Origin of the sequence: Colwellia sp. MB3u-45 (assembly GCF_014077005.1) — a bacterium.
GTDB lineage: Bacteria > Pseudomonadota > Gammaproteobacteria > Enterobacterales > Alteromonadaceae > Cognaticolwellia.
Map to the genome: position 1 here is coordinate 138,673 of NZ_JACGVC010000038.1, position 26,513 is coordinate 165,185.

Annotated in this window: 22 protein-coding genes; 3 read left to right on the top strand and 19 right to left on the bottom strand. The window is 40.8% G+C overall.

What is annotated here, in order from left to right:
* Nucleotides 1-151: 151 nt before the first annotated feature.
* The 7 genes from fliH to H4J41_RS03235 form a co-directional block, all read right to left on the bottom strand.
* Nucleotides 152-946 (bottom strand): flagellar assembly protein FliH, encoded by a 795-nt coding sequence (fliH, locus tag H4J41_RS03205; protein ID WP_259364501.1) that lies wholly within the window; start codon nt 944-946, stop codon nt 152-154.
* A gap of 24 nt (nt 947-970) precedes the next feature.
* Nucleotides 971-2,023, bottom strand: coding sequence for a flagellar motor switch protein FliG (gene fliG / locus H4J41_RS03210; RefSeq protein ID WP_182134800.1), 1,053 nt, complete (start codon nt 2,021-2,023; stop codon nt 971-973).
* Nucleotides 2,016-3,737, bottom strand: a complete 1,722-nt coding sequence (gene fliF / locus H4J41_RS03215; protein WP_182134798.1) for a flagellar basal-body MS-ring/collar protein FliF — start codon at nt 3,735-3,737, stop codon at nt 2,016-2,018. The genes fliG and fliF overlap by 8 nt, the downstream gene beginning before the upstream one ends.
* Before the next feature lie 47 nt (nt 3,738-3,784).
* Complete coding sequence (gene fliE, locus H4J41_RS03220) at nt 3,785-4,129, bottom strand: flagellar hook-basal body complex protein FliE (protein ID WP_182134796.1); 345 nt, start codon at nt 4,127-4,129, stop codon at nt 3,785-3,787.
* A gap of 271 nt (nt 4,130-4,400) precedes the next feature.
* Nucleotides 4,401-5,741, bottom strand: coding sequence for a sigma-54 dependent transcriptional regulator (locus H4J41_RS03225; protein ID WP_182134794.1), 1,341 nt, complete (start codon nt 5,739-5,741; stop codon nt 4,401-4,403).
* On the bottom strand, nt 5,728-6,936 hold the full coding sequence (locus H4J41_RS03230; RefSeq protein WP_182134792.1) for a PAS domain-containing sensor histidine kinase: 1,209 nt from the start codon (nt 6,934-6,936) through the stop codon (nt 5,728-5,730). The genes H4J41_RS03225 and H4J41_RS03230 overlap by 14 nt, the downstream gene beginning before the upstream one ends.
* A gap of 372 nt (nt 6,937-7,308) precedes the next feature.
* On the bottom strand, nt 7,309-8,793 hold the full coding sequence (locus H4J41_RS03235; protein WP_182134790.1) for a sigma-54 dependent transcriptional regulator: 1,485 nt from the start codon (nt 8,791-8,793) through the stop codon (nt 7,309-7,311).
* A 457-nt stretch (nt 8,794-9,250) separates the two neighbouring features.
* Here H4J41_RS03235 and H4J41_RS03240 point away from each other — a divergent pair, with 457 nt between their 5' ends.
* The 3 genes from H4J41_RS03240 to H4J41_RS03250 are packed head-to-tail and all read left to right on the top strand — an operon-like array spanning nt 9,251 to nt 10,366.
* Nucleotides 9,251-9,535, top strand: a complete 285-nt coding sequence (locus H4J41_RS03240; protein ID WP_182134788.1) for a hypothetical protein — start codon at nt 9,251-9,253, stop codon at nt 9,533-9,535.
* Nucleotides 9,536-9,584: 49 nt separating this feature from the next.
* Complete coding sequence (fliS, locus tag H4J41_RS03245; RefSeq protein WP_182134786.1) at nt 9,585-9,983, top strand: flagellar export chaperone FliS; 399 nt, start codon at nt 9,585-9,587, stop codon at nt 9,981-9,983.
* Nucleotides 9,983-10,366 (top strand): hypothetical protein, encoded by a 384-nt coding sequence (locus H4J41_RS03250; RefSeq protein ID WP_182134784.1) that lies wholly within the window; start codon nt 9,983-9,985, stop codon nt 10,364-10,366. The genes fliS and H4J41_RS03250 overlap by 1 nt, the downstream gene beginning before the upstream one ends.
* Nucleotides 10,367-10,824: 458 nt before the next feature.
* Here H4J41_RS03250 and fliD read toward each other — a convergent pair whose 3' ends face one another.
* The 12 genes from fliD to flgE form a co-directional block, all read right to left on the bottom strand.
* Nucleotides 10,825-12,249, bottom strand: a complete 1,425-nt coding sequence (fliD, locus tag H4J41_RS03255) for a flagellar filament capping protein FliD (RefSeq protein ID WP_182134782.1) — start codon at nt 12,247-12,249, stop codon at nt 10,825-10,827.
* A gap of 132 nt (nt 12,250-12,381) precedes the next feature.
* Nucleotides 12,382-12,804 (bottom strand): flagellar protein FlaG, encoded by a 423-nt coding sequence (locus tag H4J41_RS03260; protein ID WP_182134780.1) that lies wholly within the window; start codon nt 12,802-12,804, stop codon nt 12,382-12,384.
* A gap of 165 nt (nt 12,805-12,969) precedes the next feature.
* Nucleotides 12,970-14,547, bottom strand: coding sequence for a flagellin (locus H4J41_RS03265; protein WP_182150445.1), 1,578 nt, complete (start codon nt 14,545-14,547; stop codon nt 12,970-12,972).
* Between the two features lie 588 nt (nt 14,548-15,135).
* Nucleotides 15,136-16,716, bottom strand: coding sequence for a flagellin (locus H4J41_RS03270; RefSeq protein ID WP_182150446.1), 1,581 nt, complete (start codon nt 16,714-16,716; stop codon nt 15,136-15,138).
* Nucleotides 16,717-16,889: 173 nt separating this feature from the next.
* The gene (gene flgL, locus H4J41_RS03275; protein ID WP_182134776.1) at nt 16,890-18,092 is read right to left on the bottom strand and encodes a flagellar hook-associated protein FlgL; all 1,203 of its coding nucleotides are present in this window, start codon (nt 18,090-18,092) and stop codon (nt 16,890-16,892) included.
* A gap of 8 nt (nt 18,093-18,100) precedes the next feature.
* Entirely contained in the window at nt 18,101-20,107 is a 2,007-nt protein-coding gene (gene flgK, locus H4J41_RS03280; protein ID WP_182134774.1) for a flagellar hook-associated protein FlgK, read from the bottom strand.
* Between the two features lie 59 nt (nt 20,108-20,166).
* Nucleotides 20,167-21,159: a flagellar assembly peptidoglycan hydrolase FlgJ gene (gene flgJ / locus H4J41_RS03285; RefSeq protein ID WP_182134772.1), complete on the bottom strand. Its 993-nt coding sequence runs from the start codon at nt 21,157-21,159 to the stop codon at nt 20,167-20,169.
* A gap of 16 nt (nt 21,160-21,175) precedes the next feature.
* Complete coding sequence (locus H4J41_RS03290) at nt 21,176-22,270, bottom strand: flagellar basal body P-ring protein FlgI (RefSeq protein ID WP_182134770.1); 1,095 nt, start codon at nt 22,268-22,270, stop codon at nt 21,176-21,178.
* Nucleotides 22,271-22,296: 26 nt separating this feature from the next.
* The gene (gene flgH, locus H4J41_RS03295) at nt 22,297-22,956 is read right to left on the bottom strand and encodes a flagellar basal body L-ring protein FlgH (protein ID WP_404842446.1); all 660 of its coding nucleotides are present in this window, start codon (nt 22,954-22,956) and stop codon (nt 22,297-22,299) included.
* A 64-nt stretch (nt 22,957-23,020) separates the two neighbouring features.
* Nucleotides 23,021-23,809 carry a flagellar basal-body rod protein FlgG gene (gene flgG, locus H4J41_RS03300; protein WP_182134766.1) on the bottom strand — a complete coding sequence of 263 codons (789 nt, stop codon included), beginning with the start codon at nt 23,807-23,809 and terminating at the stop codon, nt 23,021-23,023.
* Between the two features lie 22 nt (nt 23,810-23,831).
* Nucleotides 23,832-24,575 (bottom strand): flagellar basal-body rod protein FlgF, encoded by a 744-nt coding sequence (flgF, locus tag H4J41_RS03305; protein ID WP_182134765.1) that lies wholly within the window; start codon nt 24,573-24,575, stop codon nt 23,832-23,834.
* A 362-nt stretch (nt 24,576-24,937) separates the two neighbouring features.
* The gene (gene flgE, locus H4J41_RS03310; protein WP_220460826.1) at nt 24,938-26,347 is read right to left on the bottom strand and encodes a flagellar hook protein FlgE; all 1,410 of its coding nucleotides are present in this window, start codon (nt 26,345-26,347) and stop codon (nt 24,938-24,940) included.
* Nucleotides 26,348-26,513 lie beyond the last annotated feature (166 nt).

The following is a 26,513-nucleotide window of genomic DNA, read 5'->3' on the forward strand; positions in this document are numbered from 1 at the left end:
TACGCTTATTGATAAAGTTTAACAGGACAATATTTGTCGCGAGAAAGTTAAGGTGTGTCGGGTTTATTTTTGTAAGTTTCATGACTTATTTTTTCTTGAGATTCGTTTTCTTGATATAAGTTTTTTGATATATAGCTTATTGATGTAAAGCTTATTGATGTAAAGCTTCTTGCAAAAACGAGTCCAAAACCTCATTCAAACGTGATTTAACACTCAGATCAATATTAGAAGTGCTGTTTTCAATTTGACAACTCCCGGGGCTTAATTGTGGCGCAGCCAATAAACGCCAACCTTGTTCTTGAATATGTGCTGCACCAAATTGTTCTTCTACCAATTTAATGTCTGTGGGATGCAATAAAATTTGGGTTTGAGACTCTTGTGCCGGTAAGGCTTTAATACCTTCAGCGATAGCCGATAATAAAATATCTGGGTTAGTTTTCGCTTCATGCTTAGTCACCGCTTGGGTTAGTTGCACGACTAACTGTAATAATTGCGCTTCAACATTTTTTTCAACATTAAGCAAAGGCTGATGTAATTGGTCTAATAGAGTTTGCATTGCCGCGATTTGTTGTTCGCTGGTTTCTTTACCTTCGGCTAAACCTTGTATCACACCTTCTTCACTACCTGAAATAAGACCCGCTTCATGACCACTGGTTTTACCTTCATCAAAACCTTTAGCAAAACCGTCTGCTTTTCCCTCACTAAAGCCTTCTTCAAATGCGGCTTGACGAATGTCTTCCATGTCTTGTGCCGTTAACGGCACAGGCTCATTGACTTCTGTCTCTTCTGGTGGCTCATAACGCCAGTTCATTGGCTGGCCTAAGGCATTAGTTTTATTAACCTTTGTATCTTCGTCTGGTTGCACATTAGGTGCTGACCAGGTATCAACCTTTTCAATTTTTTTTTCCGCCATCGCCCCAGTGCTTGGCTCAGAATCTGCTGCCATTAGGTTACACTCTCTGATGTTTGATTATAAGAATTCATCGCCGCCACCGCCGCCGCCTAACATAATTTCACCGGCATCAGATAATCGATGTGCAACCGCCAAAATTTCTTTTTGCGCGGCTTCAACTTCACTAATACGTACTGGCCCCATCACTTCAAGATCATCCGCTAGCATTTCTGCAGCACGTTTAGACATATTGGCCATAATTTTTTCTTTTAAGGCTTCATCAGCACCTTTTATTGCTTTCATGAGCGCATCTTGCTGAACTTCTCTTAAAATGGCTTGGATACCTCGGTCGTCAACATCGGCAAGGTTTTCAAAGACAAACATAAGGTCTTGTATTTGCTGACTCATTTCTTCGTCATGTTCGCGAATTGAAGCCATCAACATACCTTCAACATTATTGTCTAAATAGTTCATGATGTCTGCAGCCGCTTTCAAGCCGCCCATTTTCGCGGCTTGTGCACCGGCTTGACCGGCAAATTGTTTTTCCATGATCTCATTTAATTCTTGCAATGCCGCGGGTTGAACTTCTTCTAAATTGGCAATACGCATCATAAGATCCAAGCGCACTTTGTCGGCGAACTGGGTCAGTATTTCTGCTGATTGATCTGGTTCAAGGTAAGATAAAACGATGGTTTGAATTTGAGGATGTTCATTACGAATAATGTTCGCCACTTGCTTCGAGTCCATCCATTTCAAAGAATCAAGGCCCTTAGCACCACCACCTTTGACAATTTGATCAATAAGGTTACCGGCTTTATCTTCGCCTAATGCTGCGGTTAATGCTTTGCGGACAAACTCTTCACTTTTGAAACCAATAGTAGAAAAATTTTGAATTTCGTTAATAAATAACTTATGCACAGCGGTAATTTTTTGTTGAGTAAAATCTTCCATACCGGCCATGATCATACCCACTTTTTGCACTTGCTTGGGCTCTAAGTGTTTTAGTATTTGTGCCGCATCTTCTTCTGAAAGACTCAACAATAAAATCGCGGCTTTTTCAGCGCCGTCAAGTTTATTGACGTCATAGCCAGACGATTGTTGCTCTGCTAGTTCTTGATTTTCATCACTCATTTTCGGTTAACCAACTTTTAACGACTTGCGATGATAATTCTGGCTCGTTTGCCACTAAGGCCCGTACCGCTTTTAGTATATCGCCATCGCGATGTAAATCAGGCAATTGTAAACTACCATCAGGAGCAAAGCCAATTGAGCCAGCATCAAAGTCAGATGATAACATGTCCATGGTTTCATCACCCAAATCAACATGACTATCAAGCGACTTATCACCGTAGTCACTCGGGGTTTTTTCGGGATGAATTAGGCGTTTTAACATCGGACGCACCACGGCAATAAACAAGATAGCAATTAAGATAACCGCCCCAAGCAATTTTGCATATTTATAAATAGTAGGATCTTTCCACCATGCTAGTGGCGCCACGGCTATAATTTCTGGGCGAGAAAACGGTAAAGTAACCACCTCTAATGAATCACCACGTTGTAAGTTAAAACCAATACTGCCTTGCAATAAACGACGAATATTAGCCATTTCTTGTACAGAGCGTGGTGTTGGTACAGGTTCACCTTCAGCATTTAACTCAGACAAGTAATCTAAGGCAACAGAGACACTAATGCGATGAATAACGCCGGTTTGTTGTTTGGTGTAGCTAATAGCCTCGTCGAGTTCATAATTACGTGTTGACTCTGTATGTTTGCGGCCTGGCATGGTTTGCTGTTGAGCATTGCCCGTAGCATCTTCGGGAATATTACTGTCCAGCGGGGGTTGATTCGTTAACGCACCTGGAATACCACCGAGTAAACCACCAATGGTATTATCTTCAACTTTCATTTCGCTACGCAAAGCTGGTAAATCTGAATTATAACGCCGCTGAGTTTCTTCAGTATTGGTAAAGTCCATGGCCACGTCAACTTGGGCGGTAAAGTTGCCTAAACCTACCACTGGAATTAAAATCGAATCAATCTTATCCATGTATTCTGCTTCGCGTTTTTGTTCAATTTCAAATTCTTTACGTGAGCGTGACGACACAGAATCTTGTGAGCCAGAATTTAATAAACGACCATTTTGGTCGGTCACCGTGACCCGATTGGGCGATAAACTTTGCACGGCTGATCCGACAATATCTACTACAGCGTCAACTTCTTCTTCAGATAACAGGCGGCCCCGACTCAAGGTTAGTACCACAGTAGCTGACGGATTTTTTTCACGTTTAGCGAAAACATTTTCACGTGGAATGGCTAATAAAACTCGAGCGCGTGAAATAGATTTTAACTCTTCAATGGTGCGGGCAAGTTGCTGCTCTCTAGAATGCTTTAAACGTTCAGTTTCAAGCCGTTGACTCACACCAAAACCCATATCTTGCATAAGAATTTCGCTGCCCTCAGAAGGCGCATCACTTAGGCCGCCACGAGCTAGCATCAACTTAACATCTTGGTATTGGTCACTTTCTACCGATATTGTGTTGTTTTCTTGGCGGTATTCAACTTGCTTGCTGTCCAGAAAATCCATGGTTTTAATTAATTGCTCGGTGGGCAATTTAGTTAAAAAACGATATTCTGCTTCATTGGCTAGCATAATAACAAACACAGCAATCGCGAAACAAATCGCTAGCGCAATCACTATGGTCATTTGACGTAGAAAATCAACATTACCCATAGCCGCGGCTAAACCTGACTTTTGTTCACCAACATCATCTGAACTATCGTTGGCGACTAAGTCATTGTTACCATCTGCCACCGTTAAATTTGTGTTGTTTGTTGAATCTGCCACTTACTTCTCTCCGCGTCACTATCGTTTTATGCTTAACCACTGAACCGTTATACCGGCATGCTCATAATTTCTTTGTAAGCTTCAACAAACTTATTACGCACTTGAACGGTCGCATCGAAAGCAATACCTGCCTTTGACGCCGAAATCATGGTGTCAGCCAAAGTAACACTGCGATCGCCAAGTTCAAAAGCGGTACGCTTAGCACCCGCATCTTGTTGTAGCTCATTGACATTATTAACGGCATCTTTTAATAAGCTACCAAAGTCACTACCGGCTTTGCTCACCGGTGGTGTGCCCATGCCATTTGCTTCACCTATGGGTAGTTTATTACCCATAGCTTCCATCGACATGCTTTGCATTTGAGCGTATAAAGAATTAGTTTTAATATCCATGGCTATCTCGCTTTCGTCAATTTCTTGTTACTTAATGTTACCTAAGATTAAAGCAAGCATAGTGCCAAGCTAAATAATATCGCAAAATATTGAAAAAATCACCTGATAAAAAAGCTAAAATATCTTTTAAAGTTTTTAAAAAGACTTTAAAATCAGATAGAAACTAAAAATAAATAAATATCGTAAATATAAATAAATAATTAATGAAACGAAAAAAACGACGTTAATGCGTCGTTTTTTTGTTACAAACAGGTACTAAGCCTATTTTTTCTTAAAGTGGGATATTAATACCACTATCACGCATACGCGCAATTTTATAACGTAAGGTGCGTGGACTAATACCTAAACGCTCGGCCACATCTTTACGACTGCCGCGACAAGCATGCAAAGTGTCCAATATTATTTGATGTTCTTGTAATTTAAGTTCACTGCCGAGTTTGTCATTTTTTGCCGCGTCTACTGCCTCACTTGCTACCTTGGGTATTTCAAAGTCATCGATCAATAAATCATTCGCATCAATGCAACGATCACTTTGTAAAATTAACGCCCGTTGAATAACATTGTCTAACTCTCGCACATTACCCGGCCAGTCGTAAGCCACTAATTTACTACGCGCAGCCGCGGTGAATTCAGGAATAACATTACCGTCTTTTTGACAAATACGGCTAATAAGATGGGTCGCCAAGGGGAGAATATCATCACGACGTTCATTAAGTCGCAACCAGGTTAATGGGAATACATTCAGGCGATAATATAAGTCTTCTCTAAAGATACCACTTTGCACAGCGGCTTTTAAATCGCGATTACTGGTGGCTATTACTCTGACATCTAAGCTGATGGTTTTACGTCCACCTATGCGCTCTACTTCTCGCTCTTGTAACACGCGTAAAATTTTGGCTTGTAAACTTAAGTCCATTTCGGTTATTTCATCAAGTAAAATAGTGCCGCCTTGCGCTTGTTCAAATTTACCCGGACACGCTTGAATAGCGCCAGTAAAAGCGCCTTTTTCATAACCAAATAAAGTGGCTTCAAGCATATTTTCAGGAATAGCCGCACAGTTAATCGCCACAAAAGGCGCTTGGCTACGTGGCGAGTAGTTGTGAATGTATTGTGCCAGCACTTCTTTACCTGAGCCACTAGGTCCCAAAACCATCACAGAGGCGTCAGTATTTGCCACTTTTTTGGCGAGCTTTAATAACTCAAGACTTTGCGCATCAGCCACAATAGGGTCGCCACCATCATTCACTTGTAACGGCACATACTGACTGACCATATTGAGTAAAACTTCTGGCGCAAAGGGTTTGGCCATATAATTGCGTGCACCGTCTCGCATGGCCTGTACAGCATCATCAATAGTGCCATACGCGGTCATGATCAATACCGGCAATTTTGGATAGTTATGGCGAATACTTTTCAATAACGACAGTCCTGACATGCCGCCCATTTGTACATCACTCACCACTAAATCGACGTTATGCGACTTGAGTTTTATCAGTGCGTCTTCGCCTGAGTCTACGGCTAAACATTGATAGCCCGCCAACAGCAAAGTATCAACCAGTGCCTCTCTAAGACCGGCATCATCTTCAACAACCATTATTTTACTTGTGCTCATGACTAAGCTCCTTAAACAAAAGTGCCTCATTTTCATGCTCAGTCAATGCCGCGTTAGTCTCTTCACTGACCAGTAAGGGTATTTTCATACAAAAATGTGCCCCTTCACCTGGCTGACTTAACAAGCTCACTTCACCTTGGTGTGCATTAGTGACAGATTTTACCACCGCTAGGCCTAAACCTGTGCCTTGGCTTCTTGAGGTATAAAAAGGTTCGAATATTTTATCGGCTAGCTCGCCACTAATGCCCGGACCATTATCACGGACACTAATGTAGGCATATTCGCCCTGACAGTAAGCACTAATGTTGATAACGGCATCGGCTTTAATGACAGATAAACTATTGTGTATTAAGTTTTGAATTGCCCCCGACAAGGCACTCACATTGCCTAAAATCTCGCAGCCTTGTTGGCAAAAATGCAGATTAACTTTTGCGCCAGCTTGACTCACTTGCGGCTCAATGACTTGCTTGGCTTGCTCAATCAGTTGGTTAATATTAACCGGTTCAACAACCGCTTTACTGCCACTTTTAGCAAACAACAGCATGTCATTAACTTGCTGCTCTAAGTCATGTAGACGTAACATTAATTTGTCTTGAAAATTACCCCGTGCCTCTTGGCTGAGTTTTTTATTGCGTAGATTAGCGCCATACAACATGGCAGCCGATAATGGTGTACGAATTTGATGAGCCAATTTTGACACCATACGCCCTAAAGACGATAGTCGCTGTAATTGGCCAAGCTTATCTTGTAAAAGTCGCGTTTCGGTTAAGTCAGTGATCATGATCAACTGCCCAGGTTGACCGCCTAAAGTGGTAATTTCTAATTTTACCCGGCGACCATCATTTAGCGAAACCTCGTGCCAATCATCAGCGCGGGGTTTAAAAGAGCGTTTAATTACACCAAACCAAGGTTGACCCAAAATGGGCTCATCAAGCAAACGTTTAGCGCTGTCATTAATTTTCACCACAATACCGTTGCCATCAAGCATGATCATCCCCGTTGGCATAACATCAATAACGTGTTGCAGTTGTTTGTTTTGTTGACGTAAGTACGCCAATTCACCCGCGTAGTTTTCGCTTTCTAGTCGATTGGATTGCTCGCGTTTAAAACTAACCTCATCAAATGAAGTTACTACACGATTCAGCGCAGAATGGGCTGAAGAAGAATTGGTCGATGTCGAATAGGCAAGTGCCATAATATTTTACCCGAGTAAAGAAGTACACTCGAACAAAGCATTAAGCATGCCAACCAATTAAACTGATATTATTCAGCAACTAAAGCTAATTATTTCGATTAAAACTGGCTGTCAATAAAATGGCTAACATCATAAAACCGTTAAAAAAACACTGAACGCCGATCTAAAAGCGCTATTACCATCTGTATTTAAACAATGTCTATTTAAACAATGCGAATTAAACAATGGGTATAACTGACTTTATTGGCTGTGCTAAAAAGTAAAACGCCCTTGAAATAATCATTATTTCAAGGGCGTTTTACGCAATCAAGCTAACAAAGCAGCGCTAACTTGTCTTGCTGTTACCTAGCGCTTATAGCTATGAATGAATAATTAACTGACTTTCTGGAGATTATATTTACGCATTTTCTCCACCAAGGTAGTACGGCGCATACCTAAAAGCTCAGCTGAACGAGCAACAACCCAATCATTTTTACCTAAGGCTTGGTTAATCAAGGAAATTTCTAAATCAGCTAAATACTCTTTTAGGTTCAGACCATTATTGGGCAAAACATCAAGGATATTGCCACTATCAGCGCTCGCATCTGCTGAGCTAGTTTGTGCCATCGCCTCCTCTTCATCTTCATCGTCATAATCAGCACCTGAAAACATGTCATTAATCGCTTCACGTTCTTGTAACTCTTCAGGATATTCAGGTTGATAGTCATCTATGTCTAAGTGTTGATACTTCAACGGTAGTTGTCCAACATTCACCACCTGCTCGCCATACATAATAATCATACGTTCAATTAAATTGGAGAGTTCTCTCACATTACCGGCCCAGGTATGCTCTTTTAACGATTCAATCGCTTGTTCCGTAAAGCGCACTGACTGCCCTTGCTCAGCAGAAAATCGTGAAATAAGCTCTTGCAACAAGAGTGGAATATCTTCTTTTCGCTCTCTTAGCGACGGAGTTTCGATAGGGAAAACATTTAATCGATAGTAAAGATCTTCACGAAAATGATTAGTTTTAATCATGTCTTCTAAATGTTGATGTGTCGCCGCCACAATTCGCACATTAGCTTTTAAACTTTTAGCGCCACCTACCCGTTCAAAGGTTCGTTCTTGTAATACACGTAATAATTTTACTTGCATGGGCTGTGGCATATCACCAATTTCATCGAGAAATAGTGTGCCGCCTTCCGCCATTTCAAAGCGACCTTTGCGCGTAGAAATAGCACCGGTAAATGCCCCTTTTTCATGGCCAAACAGCTCACTTTCTAGTAAATCAGCGGGAATAGCACCACAATTAACTGGCACAAATGGCCCTTTACTTCGCTCTGACAAGTTATGAATATTTCGCGCAACCACCTCTTTACCTGTGCCCGACTCACCTAAAATCAAGACACTGGCCGAAGTAGAGGCCACTTGTTCAATTAAAAATCGTACCTCTTGCATTGCACTACTCGTACCCACCAAAGAGCGAAATAAAGAGTTTGGACGATTAAAACCACGTTTTGACGGCAGGTTATTATGGTATTGGTGACTGTGGTGCACTAACTCGGTCAATTGTGCATAATTTAGCGGTCTGGTTAATTCGCCAATCACATTGACATAACCACTCAGTTGTTTTCTATCAATAACATCGTGATAAATAAAAGGGTAGGTTGGCTGAGATTTAATAATATTTTGTAACTTTTCAGAAACGTCACCACATAAAATAATGGTCAGAACATTCGGCACTTCAGCTAGATATTGATCAATTTCTTCTTCAGCAAAAACATGAAAATACTCACCTACAAAAGCTAAAACTGTTTCTATTTGATGGCGTCTTGTCGCATCATTATCGACAACTAAAATATATTTTTTTTCTTGCATTTTTTGCCTTTGTATTGGTTGACTTCACGTTAGCTTATCTTGCGCTTTTTGACCTTACTTTTTGATCTTACGCAAGAGCCTAACAAGTCATTTATTATTATAAGCTGCCGCCATTATTCACTTGCTGTCATGATTAATCAACAATAAATTGACACTTGTCTGTCATTTTATTGTCAGTTAAAGTAAAAGAGAAGCCAGCCGATACAGGGTAAGTAACGAAAATAGCTTGCGGTTAATACTCACATGCACACAAGTAAAAAAGGTCCTATTAACGCCATGTCAAAAAAACAACAACTAAGCTTACCTATAATCACTTGAATGATTTTTATATTTAAACAAGCAGATAATTGCTTATATTTCATTACAATACTGTTTTTTTTAAGTCTAAATCAAAAGTGGCATGAAATAAGCTTGTCTGAGCAACACGATTAGAAATAAAATTTAATAGGAATATTCGATGTTAATTATTAACGGTACAGCTGAGCTTATGAAAGATAATGGCAGCTTTCAAAAAGGCGACCGACATGAGTTCAATATGTTCTCAGTAAATATGCCGCTAGAAGATCAGCTCATCCAAATAGAAGATTACTTAGTCACTCGGGGCTGGGATAATATTGAGGTTACTAATAACGGTATTGTTGAAGATCTAAACGATATTGAGCATGCTGTTTTAAAAGCCGCCTACGAAAAAGCTAAAAATGAAGGCTTTGCTGTAACGGTAAATAACCAGGCCTTGATATAATTTATAACACTCAGATTTAATAATTTTATTAAATGAGAAGGGAATACCTATGATTCACGCGTCATTAAAAAAATATCAACAAGTTAACAAAAGCACCGCTCAAGAAGCTTCGCCTTATCAGTTGGTTGCCATGTTATTTCAAAAGTTACTTGATAACATTGCCACCGCAAAAGGCGCTATAACGCAAAAAAATTACGAGAAGAAAGGCGCAGAGTTATCAAATGCCATTGCCATTATTGGGGTATTAGAGGCCTCAATTGATTTCGAACAAGGTGGCGAAATATCGAATAACTTAGCATCGCTCTACCTTTATTGTTCAGAACAGTTACTGCTAGCAAGCACTAACAACGATATTGATAAACTCAATGAAGTGGCGCAAATATTAATTCCTATCAAATCAGGCTGGGATAGTATTCCACTTGAAAACCACAATCAGGTTAGCTTTTAGTGCTCAATGATACTAAACAGCAACTTGAGAAAATCAATGAAGTATCGCGGCAGTTACTGTCGCATTTACTTACTATGCAAAATAAACTTAAAGAAATTAAAACAGATATTAACGCATCAAATAACGATGACTCTAATTCTAGCGGATTAATAACAGATCAAGAACTAATTGAATTAGTAGCGACAAGACATCGTTTAATCCATTGTTTATTTGAGCAAAACACCCATGAAGAAATATCAAAAGAGCTTAACTTATTAAATAGAATGATCCCACTTGATACTGAGTTATCGAAACATTCCGAAGTCTGCAAACAGATCTTAGCAGAGCACGTCATTAGACTTAAAAAAAGAAAAAAGATATCTAAATCTTATCAAAAGTATTAACGGGCAAGTTAATTTGCGCAGTATAATGTCACTTCTTCATGTAGAAATAATTCATACTGAAGCTACTTTCACTAGCAAGCAATTAGCACCCTGCTTTGGTAAAAATTCAGGCGTATGTTATGTAAACTACAAAGCCACTGACCAGTAATAGTGTGATCTAGTGTCATTTAATGCCTAAGCCGACAACAATCAGTAAATAAAAGCGCTTGAGTACTGATTTATATGGCAACTACTAACGTAATTAAAGGTATCGTCAAGGAAATAATTAAGGTGTGCATAATAGACGGTAAAGAAAAGTCACAAGGTAATTGAATTAGCTACCAAGCGACGAATTTTTATTATAGCGTTGCTATTTTCTTATAAACCAATTGAACTGGCTTCAAAAATCGTTATTTTTTATTTTATTAAACAGGTACATTATCAAGGTCATTAACCTTTATTATTCACCGCTAGGTCAATTACTTGTTTTGTTTTACTACACCCGGCATATTATCCAATTGCGCGGTGAGATAGCTCCCGGTAGCATTTAAATTGGCAACTAATAAATCCATAGCGTTGTACTGTTGATATAAGCGGTCTTCTAAACTATCCATTTTTCGACCAAAAGCGAGACGGTCATCATCTAAACTTTCTAATTGATTTTTTTTACCATCAATACGGCTTTGAATTAAGCCATCAGAATCAGTATAAAACTTCATTAAAGTATCAACTGATGCGGCAAAGCCAGGAGTATCGTCAGAGCCAACAAAAAAGTTTTGTACGCCATCAACATCTTGTGCTATGAATTCATTTAAATCACTTTTATCTAACGACAATACGCCCTCACGATCACCTCGAACACCTAACTGCGATAGTGATAAGGTATCACCACCACTGGTTTCAAAGGGAGTACTTATTTGCTGACGTAATTTACTCATAACGCCACGCAAAAGAGAGTCTCCCGCTAATGGGCCTGAGCTTGCTTCACTTGCTTGACCTAAGGCTTTGCTTAACGTTAAGAGTTCATTATAATTCTTAACAAACTGGTTAAGCCCAGCTTCAACATTGGCATTATTTTCACTTAAAGTAACACGGCTTAAATCATCATCGACTGTATGGATTTTCTTGGCTGTTATATCAACACCGTCAATAACGTCGGTAAAGGTGTTAGTACTATTAGTGACGACTAAGGTACCGTCAATGGTTATTTGCGCATCAACGGCTGGTGTAACTTCATTCATGCTTAGTGAATAATTGGCAGAATTTGTGTCAGGATCATAAGCTAAACGTGAAAGAAATTGATTATCGGTATTTTGACCATCACTAACATCATCAACAACGACAGTAATTGCATTTGCAACCCCGGTTTCTTTACTCGATAACACTAAATGTTGTCCGTTATCATCGGTGATAATGGTCGCGATAACTGATTCATTATCACTGCTATCGTTAATGGCATCACGAATATCAGCTAGTGTTGCGGTATCAGAAGCGGTAATGTCGAAACTGTTCTCGCCAGATTTAATGGTTAGCGTACCTTCACCCACAACGTCTTCACTATCTATACCTTCAGATATTAGCTTATGCTTTTCAGCTAAGGTATCAACTTTTACAGAGTAATTACCTATTTCAGCCTCTTTATTTGATGTCATGGCGATGAAATCATCATTACCTTTTGCTTCACGTAGTTGGTACCTATCAGCATTGGCTAAATTCGAAATGGAGTCTTGTACTTTTTGTAGCGCCGATTTAAGCGCACCAACAGCTGAGATATCGGTTGTCATTGCCGCTTCTTTGCGGTTGAGTCTTGATACAAAAGGCACTTTTTCCGCACCTACAATAGCCTCTACAATCTCAGTTACTTGTAAGCCAGATCCTAAACCATTAAATGTAATATTAGCCATATGTCACCACGTTTTATCCAGTTAGCCGCTATATAAAGCCAACGGTCATCAATCAAGTTTATTGCTATGTGTTATAAGGCACCCTGTGCACAAAATCATACAACAGTAACTAGCGCTTTAGTGCCTGAGTAACTATGCATCGGTATTAATAAAATTACCAGTTGCTTCAGAAAGTTTAGCCACTAGGTCTAATACTTCCTCTGTAGGATACTGCTTAATTAAATCACCACTTTTTTTGTCAATGACTTTAATGACATCTCGTCCAGAAGCTTTATCTACTGAGAACTCTAAACCTTTGTTCATTTCACCGACAAAATCCTGCAATTTTTGCGCCACTTTCTCTAACTGATCAGAGGTCATTAAAGCTTTATTATTTTGCTCTGCTTCGCTTAGCTTTATGGCTGCTTCAGCCGTTTTTTTATCGCTTTGCACTTTGTCTGCAGGTTGTGATGTTATTGAACTATTTTTAATGGCTAAGTCTTTTTCAGAGCTTGTCATTATTGCGGGTGAATTAACATTATGACTATTATCTGTTGAAATATTTATGGCACTCATCATTAACTCCTAAAATATCAAACTGAACTAAACTGAAATAAAATAAAATAAAACACTGTGATAGAAACACGAAAAAGGAAGGTACTATAAAATAGGCCTTCCTCGTATTACGCTAACTTTATCAGCTAATTAGCCTGACAAAGTTATCTGCGACTACCTATCAAATTAACCAATTAGACTTAACGCCGCTTGTGGCAATTGATTCGCTTGCGCTAAAATTGAGGTACCGGCTTGTTGTAATATTTGGTTTTTAGTCATAACCGCTGTTTCAGTCGCGTAATCAGTATCTTGAATACGGCTACGTGATGCTGAAGCATTTTCTTGGATATTCGCCAAGTTACCAATAGTTTGACTAAAACGGTTTTGCGTCGCACCTAACTCAGCACGTTCATTACCAATTTGTTGTAATGCGGCATCAATAACATCGATTGCTGACTGAGAGCCACCGGTAGTTGAGATATCTACCTCAGCTATAGAAAGTAAGCTAGTTGAAGCATCAAAGGTAGCGTCTTCATCAGAAGCTGTTAATATACTTCCTGTGCCCGTGCCAGTAACCACTAACGATGCACTACCAACACTTGCATTAACAATCGCATCATCAAAATTTAATCGACCTGTGGCATCAACAGAGCCAAGTGCGACTGCATTCGCAGACGCTGCACTCACTGAAGTAGTAGCCCCTACTTCGGCAGGTGTAGCAAGTGATGAATTATAGCCAACAATATCAGCTGAACCACCATTTGTACCATCAGCGGTTATCTGCATAGACACAGATATATTGTCACCCGTAGTATTTGTAAAAACTAATGAAGCATCACCATTTGTGTCACTTTGAATACTTGCCACTATACCTTTCTCAAGTAGAGCTTCACCAACAGATGATGAGTTGATAGCAGTCAGACCAGCAGCCGCTGTAGTATCACTATCTGTAACCATATCAAAATTTATTTCCACACCTTCCACATTAAGCTTTACTGCGTCTACAAAGTTGGCACCACCAGCAAAATTATTGATGGCAACTTCAGAGCTAGCTTTTACACCAGCGACGCCATCAATACCATTTATCTGACCCGCTAGATTGGCCGCACTCATTCCTGTGGTTAAATCTAAGCTTTTAGACTCGCCACCAACATTCATAGTAATAGAGTCTGTACCGCCAAATTCTAAAGCTGAAGAACGCGCCCCAGCAAAACCAGTAATAGCACTAAGACCATTAATGCCTTTACCTGTTAAACCAATATCTTCAGCCGCTGAAGAGTTTAAGGTAACACCAATGGTTTGATTGCTGTCTGAGCCGACTTGGAATTGCTGTGTTCCGTAATCACCACTTAATAGTTTTTGGCCACCAAAGGTAGTGGTATCTGAGATACGGGTTAGCTCTGATTGCAATGCTGACACTTCTTTTTGTAGTGCTTCACGGTCTGAAGTAGAGTTTGAACCATTCGCCGATTGCAGAGACAAGTCACGCATACGTTGTAAAATATCAGTAGAAGATTGCAATGCACCTTCTGCTGTTTGTGCCATTGAAATACCGTCGTTAGCATTTCGTTGTGCTACACCTAAACCACTAATTTGTGAGGTTAAACGGGTAGCAATTTGCATGCCCGCGGCATCGTCTTTCGCACTGTTAATACGCATACCTGAAGATAAGCGTTCCATAGACTGGCTTAACGCCTCGCCTGATTTTGATAAGTTACGTTGAGCATTTAACGAGGTAACGTTAGTGTTTACTGAAATAGCCATTTTTAAAACTCCTGATTACAATATGTAATACGTTAGTTAAACAATTTTAATAAATCAGGAACCTACATGATGCTTTTCATTATTGATAAGAAAGTGTCATTAAGTACCCGTTCTAATAACAGTAACGGCAGCAGTTAAATTAACTTTAATCTTTTTATATAAAAAAGATGACTATTTTTAAAAGGGTGACTAAAACCCTCCCACCCATGAATATAACCAATTGTTTTAAAAGGCCTTTTATCGCCTTACAAAAGGCAAGCTTTATATTCCTGAAAACATCAGTTGCCCACTTTTAAATGTTTAAGCAGGACTATAATTAATCACTAGCCTAGTTTAAATAACAAGTAGTGTGACATGGGCATAACAGCCCTATTGATATTCAGCGATTTTCGAAATGATATTAATCTGCCCGCGGTTGTTACTCGGTAGTTTGAGCTATGAGTTAGGGCAATGTATGTTGAGGGACTGAAATCTATAACCATTAGCAAATACATGACGCATTCTAGTGACAAAAAAGCCATCACGGCACAGGGATGGCTTAAATATTACAATGATCTTATTAGTAAACTTATACCAAGCTGATATTTATTAACCGCCGATTAAGCTAATTGCTGCTTGTGGTATTTGATTCGCTTGCGCTAAAATTGAGGTGCCGGCTTGTTGCAATATTTGGTTTTTAGTCATAACCGCTGTTTCAGTCGCGTAATCAGTATCTTGAATACGGCTACGTGATGCTGAAGCATTTTCTTGGATATTCGCCAAGTTACCAATAGTTTGACTAAAACGGTTTTGCGTCGCACCTAACTCAGCACGTTCATTACCAATTTGTTGTAATGCGGCATCAATAACATCGATTGCTGACTGAGAGCCACCGGTAGTTGAGATATCTACCTCAGCTATAGAAAGTAAGCTAGTTGAAGCATCAAAGGTAGCGTCTTCATCAGAAGCTGTTAATATACTTCCTGTGCCCGTGCCAGTAACCACTAACGATGCACTACCAACACTTGCATTAACAATCGCATCATCAAAATTTAATCGACCTGTGGCATCAACAGAGCCAAGTGCGACTGCATTCGCAGACGCTGCACTCACTGAAGTAGTAGCCCCTACTTCGGCAGGTGTAGCAAGTGATGAATTATAGCCAACAATATCAGCTGAACCACCATTTGTACCATCAGCGGTTATCTGCATAGACACAGATATATTGTCACCCGTAGTATTTGTAAAAACTAATGAAGCATCACCATTTGTGTCACTTTGAATACTTGCCACTATACCTTTCTCAAGTAGAGCTTCACCAACAGATGATGAGTTGATAGCAGTCAGACCAGCAGCCGCTGTAGTATCACTATCTGTAACCATATCAAAATTTATTTCCACACCTTCCACATTAAGCTTTACTGCGTCTACAAAGTTGGCACCACCAGCAAAATTATTGATGGCAACTTCAGAGCTAGCTTTTACACCAGCGACGCCATCAATACCATTTATCTGACCCGCTAGATTGGCCGCACTCATTCCTGTGGTTAAATCTAAGCTTTTAGACTCGCCACCAACATTCATAGTAATAGAGTCTGTACCGCCAAATTCTAAAGCTGAAGAACGCGCCCCAGCAAAACCAGTAATAGCACTAAGACCATTAATGCCTTTACCTGTTAAACCAATATCTTCAGCCGCTGAAGAGTTTAAGGTAACACCAATGGTTTGATTGCTGTCTGAGCCGACTTGGAATTGCTGTGTTCCGTAATCACCACTTAATAGTTTTTGGCCACCAAAGGTAGTGGTATCTGAGATACGGGTTAGCTCTGATTGCAATGCTGACACTTCTTTTTGTAGTGCTTCACGGTCTGAAGTAGAGTTTGAACCATTCGCCGATTGCAGAGACAAGTCACGCATACGTTGTAAAATATCAGTAGAAGATTGCAATGCACCCTCTGCTGTTTGTGCCATTGAAATACCGTCGTTAGCATTACGTTGTGCTACACCTAAACCACTAATTTGTGAGGTTAAACGAGTAGAGATTTGCATGCCCGCGGCATCGTCTTTCGCACTGTTAATACGCATACCTGAAGATAAGCGCTCCATAGACTGGCTTAACGCCTCGCCTGATTTTGTTAAGTTACGTTGTGCATTTAACGAGGTAACGTTAGTGTTTACTGAAATAGCCATAATATCACTCCTAATGTATACATTTACTTTGTTTTAATTAGAAGCTTGTTAATGCAAGCCTCTGCTCTTTTACTTATAAAAAACGACAGATTAAATTTAGTCTCATGCTGTTTTTTATCACTAACCTAAACAAAGCATAAATAATGCCAACTAAGAAAGTGATGGTATGATTTTTATATGTAGTTAAACAAGGATAAGCCCTGCACTTGCGTGAATGTTTGCTGAGCCGCTTGTAGCGCAATTTTAGATTGTTCAAAGTTTGATATGGCCTTGGCAAAATCTAAATCTTCAATTGAAGCTCGACCTGACTCCAAGTAAACCTCGGTATCTAAGTGGTTACTTTTTTGACGGTCGATAACTTGTAAGTTAATACCCGACTCTGCTCGGCTAGACGTTAGGTGGTTAATTGCATCACCTAATTGGTTAAGAATTTGATTAAAGTCAACTTGTACTTGTGCGTCTTCTTCGCTACCGGCCTTGGTGTTAATCCAATCAATGGCTGATTTTATTGTGTCAAAAACACCGACATTTTGTTCTGGTGTTAGCGAGAAGTTATCGCCCGGCAACGGGTTGCCGCTTAATTTAACCTCAATACCGTTAAAGGCAATGGTTTGCCCTGGTGCGTAATCTGTGATGTTGGTCACGTTACCGGCGCCGTCAGTAATGCTTAGGTCAGTGGCTGTGCTAAATTCAAAGGTAAAGTCTGCTGGATTTACCGCACTATTATAACTACTCGCATCGGCGACAACGGCACGTTCAACCGCTATGCCTGAAGTATTGTTATTATAAGTGGCCGAAAAGTCGCCAATAGCATTGGGCACTTTTTCAAACACCTGCTCACCACTTTGATTAGTCGCTATGGTAACGTTTTTGGCTATTTGCAATTCTCTAACACCATTATCACCCCGATAATTCACCGAGTTGTCAGCTTGTAAAGCAAACGGGGCATCGTCAATTTGGTAACCGGCAAAAGCATAATTGCCCGATTGGTCTTGGGTATTGGCAATGCCGAGTATTTGCTGCAAATTTTGGCTGGCCTGTTGGCCAATAGCGGCAAGATCATCCGCTGTGTAGGCACCATTATTAGCTTGTAGCATTAAGTTTTTTAACTCATTCATAATGTCTTCGGCATTGGCTAACGAGGTATCAATTAAACTGTTATGATTTTCTGCTTGGGTAATATTACGTTGGTACTTATCAATATTGGCCAAATCATTTTTATAACCGGCTAAGGTGCCATAGGCTACGGCGTCGTCTTTGGCGGTTATTACCTGCTTACCACTAGAAATGTGATTAACTTGTTCGTTAACGTTAGACTGCTGATTAGACATTTTTAAGCCACTTTGAATATAAAACTGTGCTGTAGAAACGCGCATAATAACTCCTATCTAGTGGCCGCTAGTAATGTGTCGAAAATGGTATTTGCCACTGAAATTATCTGTGACGACGCTTGGTAGGCTTGTTGGTATTTCAATAAGTTTGCCGCTTCTTCATCAAGATTTACCCCTGACTTAGATTGATTGCGGTTATAGGCTTGGGTGTACAGTGCCTGCGCTGTGTCAGCAACAAATTCAGCCGAACTGGCATTTGACCCTACATCAGCCGTGGCCGTGGCTAATGCTTGGTTAAAGGTTTGTTTACCGCCACCTAAAATCTGTTGTTCTTGCGTGGCCGCCATTATGCTGGCATTACTGGCGTTACCTGAGCCAAAAGCATCTGAGATAGTAAATTTTTCCCGCGCAAATGGCCCTTGCCCAACGGGTAAACCGGTAATGTCTATTTGAAAAGCCGCGGTTGCTGGCAAGGGTGGCATGTCAATAACCGCTGACTCGCCAGCGGCAAAGTTACCATTGGCTAATGATGGCGCCGGTGGTGGATTAGCTGCGTTATAAACCCGGTATTCGAAGGTGCCTGGCGCACTTTCATAAACATCTAGGGTTAATTTTTCATTGCTGCCTTCGGTAAAAGCGCGGGCAACTTCTGGGTTAGTTACATTGACAATATTCACAGTGCCATTACTAACATTATTATCATTCGCCGCGACCGAAATGGCAGAGCTTGCGGCTATGCCTTTAGGATCGTTAAGCGTGACATGCATTAATGCGGCGCTGTTTTCGGTTGGGCGCAGCGTAAAACTATCATTTACATTGGCTGTGCCTGAATTAACGCTAAATTCAAAGCCAAAATCAGTTGGGTAAACCCCCGAGTCCAAAGGTGACTCGGTTAAGGTGGTTTTGCTGCCATCAAGTTCATTGGTCATAATATAGTCTGAGCCGTCATACTTAACGCTAAATTCATTGGTAGGCACTAATGAAATGTCAGTGATTTTTATGCCCGCTTGCACACTGCCTGAATTTTTTGATGAGGCGAGTACGCGTGAGTTTTGTAGGCTGGTGCTGTTAATATCAGTAAAGATATCTTGGCCTTGCTTGCCATTTAAATCTAGCCCTTGTGCTTGGGTTTGATTTAAGGTTTGTGACACTGACATGGCTAAACGATTGAGTTCGCTGCGCGCTTTGGCAACATGCTCATCACGATATTCTATTTTGGCGGCAATAGCGCCACCCAACTTAGCGCCCTCAAGTGCGACCGAGCCATTGCGACTATTTAACTGTAATTTTGTTTGTAATGGGTCAGGATCGCCCGCTTGCACACTCACCGTTAAAGCCGTGGTGCCAGCAACAAGCGTTGCGCCATTACCGATCATAACGGTCATTACCCCATTAGAGTCTTCAATGGTATTTACCGAGGTATATTCGCCCAGTTGGCTCACCAGTTGGTCGCGCTTGTCTAATAAATCATTGGGTTGGCCAGTTTGATCTAGGTTTTTACTATCTAATATTTGTTCATTAACTTTGGCCAAATTAAGAGAGATTTGTGATATTTTATTCGCCATTTGCTCGATTTCGCCGTTAGTCGACTTTTCAAGCTGGTCTAAATTATCATTTAAGCTGTTAAAATCTTTGGCTAATACCTCGGCTTGGCTGAGCGCGATATTACGTAAACCAATGTCACTTGGGTTGTCAGCAATACCATTAGCCGCTTGATAAAACCGATCAATAGAGCCGCCAATAGCTTCGTTTGAAAATGACATTATTTGATTTAATTGGTTGAGGTCTGTACTCATTGAGTCCGCATTACCCAAGTTACTTTTATTGAGTAATTGTTCTTTATAAGAGAATTGATCGTAGATCCGAGTAATGTCTTGAACATAAGTACCCGCGCCAATAAAATTACCGCTGTTAGCATTTCCTGCCACTGCGGCTTGTTCAGCACGTTGGCGGGTATAACCTTCAGTATTAACGTTAGCAATGTTATGACCTGTAGTGCCTAACTGCTGCTGCGCGGACAGTAAACCACTAACACCAGTTTGATACAGATTAATCGACATGACCTAAACTCCTACAGTAACGTTAATTTCAACAGTGAAATTAGCGGTAAACTTATTTATTATTTATCTAATAAGCTGGTTACTGTCCGAAGTGTTCCTATGATTTTTTTAGCGTAATCAGGATCGGTGGCATAACCAGCACTTTGTAGGTTATGCAAAAATTGCTCCACATTGGCCGAATTTTCTAATGCACCCTGATAACGTTCGCTTTTGGTCAATAAATTTAAGTAGTCATCAACACTTTGGCCAATAGATTCGTAAACCCTAAACGGTTCACGCTTTTTCACCATAGCGCCATTTTCAAACTCTAAGGTTTCTTTGTGTGTTTTCTCGCCAGCCCAGCGGCTATCTGCTTTAATATTAAATAAGTTATTCGAACTTTCACCTGAATTGGTTTTGATTATTTTTTGACCCCAACCGGTTTCTAGCGCGGCTTGGGCAATAACGACCTCAAAGGGTACGTTGATTTTATCTTGTACACGTTTAGCATCAGCGGTTAAGGCGCTCACAAAATCTTTTGGCTGTTCGAAGGTTGGGCTTTGCATCATGCTGGCCGCTTGGGCAGCAATAGAGCCATTTGTTTGACGATCTTTACTAGGATCCTGATGCGCTGACGAGTCATTGACTGTGCTTATATTGCTGAGCAATGCCGGCTCGCTAATACGCAAACTGCCACGACTATCGAGATTGCCATCGCTGCGTAAAATATTATGTGGGGTAAAGTTTTCACTGTCGCCACCTAGCTGGCGAACAATAAGTTCAGAAAGACCTAAGGCACCATTATTGGACAACTCTAGTGACATTTGTTGATCATGCATGTCACGATAAAATTTTGTCGATTCTGAATTAAATGGGCTGTCAGACTCCAACACTTCTTGCGCTTTACGCATACTTTTCATCAGCATTTGCATAAAAATAGCTTCAAACTGTTTAGCGGCCTGATCTAATGCATCTTTTTTACCGGCTTTATCACCCGATTTCGCGTCTTGGCGAATCGAGTTTAAGCCATTAACGTCTAAAAAGTTTTGTGCGTCTGCAATACGTGTTGTCATAAGCTTTATTTGTTCATTAAATAATGATCAAATCTCCACGTAATGCACCGGCTTGGTCTAGGGCTTCTAATATCGCCATAACATCACCAGGGCCAGCGCCTACTTGGTTGATAGCACGTACAAGTGCGTCTAGCGTAACGCCGGGGTCAAAAACAAACATCCGTGAGTCATCTTTTTTAACGTCAATAATCGATTGATTAGTCACTACCGTTACCCCCTCAGCAAAGGCATTAGGCTGTGCAACAGCAGCCACTTCATTAATAGTGACGGTAATGCCACCATGGGTAATGGCCGCAGGTAATAGGCGAACATCAGCGCCAATAACGATAGTACCTGTGCGTGAGTTAACAATAATTTTTGCCGCTGGCGAGCCAGGTTCAAACTCTAAGTTTTCTAATACTGACAAAAAACTCACCCGATCCGCAGCATCTCTGGGCGCAGTCACTTGTACCGACGCAGCGTCAATGGCGCGTGCTGAGCCAGAAATTAAGTTATTAATGGTGTCAGAAAGGCGCTTTGCGGTGGTAAAGTCAGCGTTATGAAGATTAAAAGTAATATGGTCACCTGAAGCAAAGGGCGATAATACTTCGCGCTCAACCATAGCACCATTGGCGATACGACCTACGGTGGGGGTATTAGCAATCACTTTTGAGCCGTCTAAGCCTTCAGCGCCTAAACCACTCACAATCAAGCTACCTTGGGCAACCGCATAAGCATTACCGTCTAGTCCCATTAAAATAGTTTGTATTAAGGTACCGCCACGTAAACTTTGTGCACTACCCATAGACGACACGGTAACGTCAATGGTTTGTCCTGGTTTGGCAAATGCAGGTAATTCAGCATGGACCGCCACAGCAGCGACATTTTTAATTTTTGGTTTTAAATTCGCCGGCATTTTAATGCCAAAATTGCTTAACATGGTTTTAAAACTTTGCTCGGTAAAAGGACTTTGCTCACCCGTACCTGGCAAACCCACCACCAAACCATAACCAATTAATTGGTTGCTGCGCACACCCGCAACATCAGCCAAGTCTTTAATACGTTGGGCATTGGCTGCTGGTAATAAAAGCATCAAGGTTAAACAAGCAAAGCTAACTAAATATTTTTTCATTCTCTTATCCTACTGCTATGATCCTACTAAAGAGGCCACCATGAACTATTGAAAAACTTCGACAACCAGCCTTGCTCTTGCACGTCAGCGAATGTGCCGGTGCCAGCATATTCAATACGGGCGTTCGCCACTTTACTCGAGGTAACTGTGTTATCTGAACTGATGTCTTGCGAACGAACAATACCCGTTAAGCGAATATATTCATCACCATTATTTAATGACATCCATTTTTCACCACGGATCATCAAGTTACCGTTGGGTAAAACTCTCAAGACATGCACCGAAATATTGCCAGCTAAACTGTTGCCCTGATTAGCTTTTGAATCACCTTTAAAATCTGAGCTTTGGTCGTAACCAAATTGTATGGCTTTGTTGTTGAAATTTACCGCTGCACCACCAAAACCGGTAATAGGATTAAGCGTGGCACTATTGGCTTTTTTAAACTCTGTTTTGGCACTTTTTTGCGCTTGGGTACTTTCACTTAAAATCACGGAAATAATATCGCCAACCCGATGCGCTTTAGAGTCTGAATAGATGTTATTGACATAATTGACGTTAAAAAGAGAGCCCGTTGGCACTAAAGGTTTATCCTCCATTTCTGGTAAAATGGGGGCAAAATCAGGATCATTAGGCAATGTTTTTTCTTGTTTAGTGCTAGCACAACCCGTGAGTAATAGCGCGACCATACTGACGGTAAATACTGTGCTTAATAACGAAGTTCGGGTGCTTTTCATGATACCTTCCTCAACGTTATAGTTGCTGATTAATGTAGCTAAGCATTTCGTCAACCGCCGAAATGACTTTCGAGTTCATTTCATAAACTCGTTGGCTTTCAATCAGGTTAACCAGCTCTTCGGTGGTATTAACATTTGAGGTTTCTAACGCACCTTGCACTATCATGCCGTAACCCGCCAAACCTGGTACACCCTCTTGTGGCGCACCACTTACTGCAGTTTCTATGTATAAGTTCTGCCCGATGGGCTGTAATCCAGTTGGGTTGACAAAGTTAACGGTATTAATTTGTCCGACTACAGCGGGTTCAGCTTGGCCCTGCAAGGTGACAGAGACTTCGCCGTCTTGCGAAACAATAATACTCAAGGCATCTTCTGGCACGGTTATTTGCGGTTGCATTAAATAACCCGCGCCTGGGGTCACTATGCTGCCTTCATCGTTCATGGTAAATTGACCATTACGTGAATAAGCAGAAGAGCCGTCAGGCATTAAAATTTCAAACATACCTTCACCTTGGATCATCAGATCTAAGGCATTGTCAGTATTAAGCATGTCACCTTGGGTGTGAATTTTTTGTGTGGCTACCACTTTGGTACCCGCACCTAACATTAACCCTGACGGCATTTCAGTGTCTTGTGCTGAACGCCCACCAGGCTGGTTAATATTTTGATAAAGTAAGTCTTCAAATACCGCGCGACTCTTTTTAAAACCAATGGTACTGGCGTTGGCTAGATTGTTGGAAATAACCGCAATCTCTTTGGTTTGGGCGTCTAAGCCTGTTTTACTGATCCATAATGCTGGGTTCATATATCACCTCGAAAAATTTTATTTAGAACGCTTTTAATAACGAAGCTGCACTTGCATCAACTTCTTCTGCGGTTTTCATCATTTTTAACTGCATTTCAAATTGACGCTGCAGCGCGATCATATCGGTCATTTCACTAATAGGGTTTACGTTACTCGACTCTAATGCCCCACTCGCCACTTTTACCGTGACATCGGCCGGTTCATTGTTGCCGTCTTGACGACGAAATAAGCCATCACTGCCTTTTTCTAGGAAGCGATTATCTGGCTTAACAAATTTAATTCTGCCGACTTCTTCTTGAGCAGAGCTTGGCGCTCCTTCAGGCTGAACCATAATGGTGCCGTCAGACGTGATATTGATATTACTCACAGGTAAAGGTAAAAAAATTGGCCCACGGTCGCCAATCACTATGTCACCTCTTGAGGTTTCAAGTGCCCCGTTGTCGTTTAACTTCAACTGACCATTGCGGGTATAGGCTTCATTACCATCTTCGGTTTGTACCGTTAACCAACCTTGGCCTTTAATGGCAATATCAAGATCACGTCCTGTGGTCAATAAAGCACCAGTGTCAAAGTTTTGGCCTGCTCGTTCGGTCATTGAAAATACCCGAGAAGGCAGGCCTTCACCAAAAGCTTGCATGGATCTAGCATTGGCTAGATCCGCTTTAAAGCCCGTAGTTTTGGCGTTAGCGAGGTTGTTAGCATTGACTGATAAGGCTTGCATGTTTTGCTTTGCACCACTCATGGCGATATACAGCATCTTATCCATAATGAACTTCACTCAATAATATTAATAATATTGAAACTGTTGCAAATAAAGTGCCAAAAATTAAGAAGGGTTAATAAGGTGCAATACGAATGGTATTAAGCTCATGATCTTATGACTTTTTTACTAACAGCAAGCTTTCACTGACAGCTGAAAGCTTGTTACTAAAAGATTTTTACTGACAGCTACGCTTTACAGGCTGCTCGTCCTGAGTATAAAAAAGCCAGATATCAATGGATGATTATCTGGCTTTTTAACTTCATTAGGCTCAATAACTAGCGCTGAGTGCTATAAATTAATCTGGTAGTTAAGAGCAATTATTGTCTATTGCTCTTAACCACTACTGAGATTAACCACTATTGAGATTAACGAATTTGTAAAATGGTTTGGTTTAACTGATTATCCACTTCGAGTGCTCTAGAGTTAGCTTGGAAATTTCGTTGCGCCGAGATCAAGTCAATTAACTCAGAGGTTAAATTAACATTCGATTGCTCTAATGCTGAAGAACTTATCGAACCAAAGGTACCAGCACCCGCTTCACCCGCTAGCGCTTCTCCAGAAGTAATGCTTTCTTTCCAGCCGGTGCTGCCAACCTGTTTTAAGCCCTGTTCATTGGCAAAACTTGCCATCGCAATACGTGATAAAGGCTCTGAAGTGCCATTACTGTATATCGCCCTGACCAAACCATCACCGCCGATATCAATACCGGTTAATCGACCAACCGCTAGTCCATCTTGTTGTAAAGAGGTGACTTCAAAGCTGGAAGCAAACTGTGTGGGTTCATTTGGATTCGGACCTGAGGTATCTAAATTAAAGTTAACACTGATGGTCTGTTCAGGATCTGCACCGTTCGATAAGATGGTGCCGCCAAGAGCGAGAGTCGTTAATCCGCCGTCATCTAAGCTTGGCACTATGCCAGTAAAATCGCCTACTGAATTAAATTTCAATTTGGCACCAACAACTCCGGTCTCTACCCCATCGTAAGGCGGTGTAGGTAATACCCGATCAGATAGCGGTTTAGACTCTGCCCCTGCAATCGGGTTAGTCTGTCCAGGATCAGCCTTTAAATCAACCATCTCGTCATCAACAGCGGTAAACATCATCCACTCATTGGGGCTGTTCGCTGGATTATCTTTGACAAAGTAATAAGTCATAATATGACTGTCACCGAATGAGTCAAATACCGTTGCTGATGTTGAATGATTAAATGTTGCTGGATCAGCTGAATTAAAGTTTTTTGGCGCTCCTTCAATATAGGCTTCACCTGCGGGTAAATTCATTCGCACATCAACTTCTGAGGTTCTCTGTGGTGCACCTGAGGCGGTTGGGATACGAATAGGCTCAGCGGTACTTAAACTTACTGAGGTTGATGAACCGTCGCCATTAACAGGAAAGCCCAATAAGTGCCCACCTTGAGAATTAACAATAAAATTGTCTTGGTTCAATTTAAACTGACCCGCTCGGGTATATGAGGTTTCTAAACTCCCGATTTCTGGTACGGTAGCAAAAAATCCGTTACCGGTAATCGCTAAGTCTAAGGAGTTGTTGGTAAACTTAATACTACCTTGTGAAAATTGTTGCGCCACATCAGCCGTCAAAACACCGTCACCGACTTTAGTTTTACCGGCTGATAAAAGTGAAGCCGCATAAACGTCAACAAACTCTGCTCGTGATTCTTTAAAGCCAGTGGTGTTTACATTGGCAATGTTGTTGGATGTTATATCCAAGTCTTTCTGAGCTGCGTTTAATCCGCTCAATGCTATATTAAATGACATAATTTCACCTCATACAAAAAATTGTTTAATACCTATTTCATTAATTAGGTGGTCTACTTTATACGCAGGAAAAATGGCCAAATATAAGGCATTTATTTTAATAACTAGTTGTTCTAATTATTAAATAAATAACGCAGTAGTTGGTTATTTTAACCAGTAAAAATGA

What these genes read in the sequence shown, in the direction of transcription:
- H4J41_RS03290 (WP_182134770.1), bottom strand. Translation starts at nt 22,270, where the DNA reads ATGAAAAAATATTTAGTTAGCTTTGCTTGTTTAACCTTGATGCTTTTA.
- H4J41_RS03240 (WP_182134788.1), top strand. Translation starts at nt 9,251, where the DNA reads ATGTTAATTATTAACGGTACAGCTGAGCTTATGAAAGATAATGGCAGC.
- flgH (WP_404842446.1), bottom strand. Translation starts at nt 22,956, where the DNA reads ATGGTCGCGCTATTACTCACGGGTTGTGCTAGCACTAAACAAGAAAAA.
- flgL (WP_182134776.1), bottom strand. Translation starts at nt 18,092, where the DNA reads ATGCGCGTTTCTACAGCACAGTTTTATATTCAAAGTGGCTTAAAAATG.
- flgE (WP_220460826.1), bottom strand. Translation starts at nt 26,347, where the DNA reads ATGTCATTTAATATAGCATTGAGCGGATTAAACGCAGCTCAGAAAGAC.
- flgG (WP_182134766.1), bottom strand. Translation starts at nt 23,809, where the DNA reads ATGAACCCAGCATTATGGATCAGTAAAACAGGCTTAGACGCCCAAACC.
- H4J41_RS03225 (WP_182134794.1), bottom strand. Translation starts at nt 5,741, where the DNA reads ATGAGCACAAGTAAAATAATGGTTGTTGAAGATGATGCCGGTCTTAGA.
- fliH (WP_259364501.1), bottom strand. Translation starts at nt 946, where the DNA reads ATGGCAGCAGATTCTGAGCCAAGCACTGGGGCGATGGCGGAAAAAAAA.
- H4J41_RS03260 (WP_182134780.1), bottom strand. Translation starts at nt 12,804, where the DNA reads ATGAGTGCCATAAATATTTCAACAGATAATAGTCATAATGTTAATTCA.
- flgK (WP_182134774.1), bottom strand. Translation starts at nt 20,107, where the DNA reads ATGTCGATTAATCTGTATCAAACTGGTGTTAGTGGTTTACTGTCCGCG.
- flgJ (WP_182134772.1), bottom strand. Translation starts at nt 21,159, where the DNA reads ATGACAACACGTATTGCAGACGCACAAAACTTTTTAGACGTTAATGGC.
- flgF (WP_182134765.1), bottom strand. Translation starts at nt 24,575, where the DNA reads ATGGATAAGATGCTGTATATCGCCATGAGTGGTGCAAAGCAAAACATG.
- fliS (WP_182134786.1), top strand. Translation starts at nt 9,585, where the DNA reads ATGATTCACGCGTCATTAAAAAAATATCAACAAGTTAACAAAAGCACC.
- H4J41_RS03235 (WP_182134790.1), bottom strand. Translation starts at nt 8,793, where the DNA reads ATGCAAGAAAAAAAATATATTTTAGTTGTCGATAATGATGCGACAAGA.
- fliD (WP_182134782.1), bottom strand. Translation starts at nt 12,249, where the DNA reads ATGGCTAATATTACATTTAATGGTTTAGGATCTGGCTTACAAGTAACT.
- H4J41_RS03230 (WP_182134792.1), bottom strand. Translation starts at nt 6,936, where the DNA reads ATGGCACTTGCCTATTCGACATCGACCAATTCTTCTTCAGCCCATTCT.
- fliG (WP_182134800.1), bottom strand. Translation starts at nt 2,023, where the DNA reads ATGAGTGATGAAAATCAAGAACTAGCAGAGCAACAATCGTCTGGCTAT.
- H4J41_RS03270 (WP_182150446.1), bottom strand. Translation starts at nt 16,716, where the DNA reads ATGGCTATTTCAGTAAACACTAACGTTACCTCGTTAAATGCACAACGT.
- H4J41_RS03265 (WP_182150445.1), bottom strand. Translation starts at nt 14,547, where the DNA reads ATGGCTATTTCAGTAAACACTAACGTTACCTCGTTAAATGCTCAACGT.
- fliE (WP_182134796.1), bottom strand. Translation starts at nt 4,129, where the DNA reads ATGGATATTAAAACTAATTCTTTATACGCTCAAATGCAAAGCATGTCG.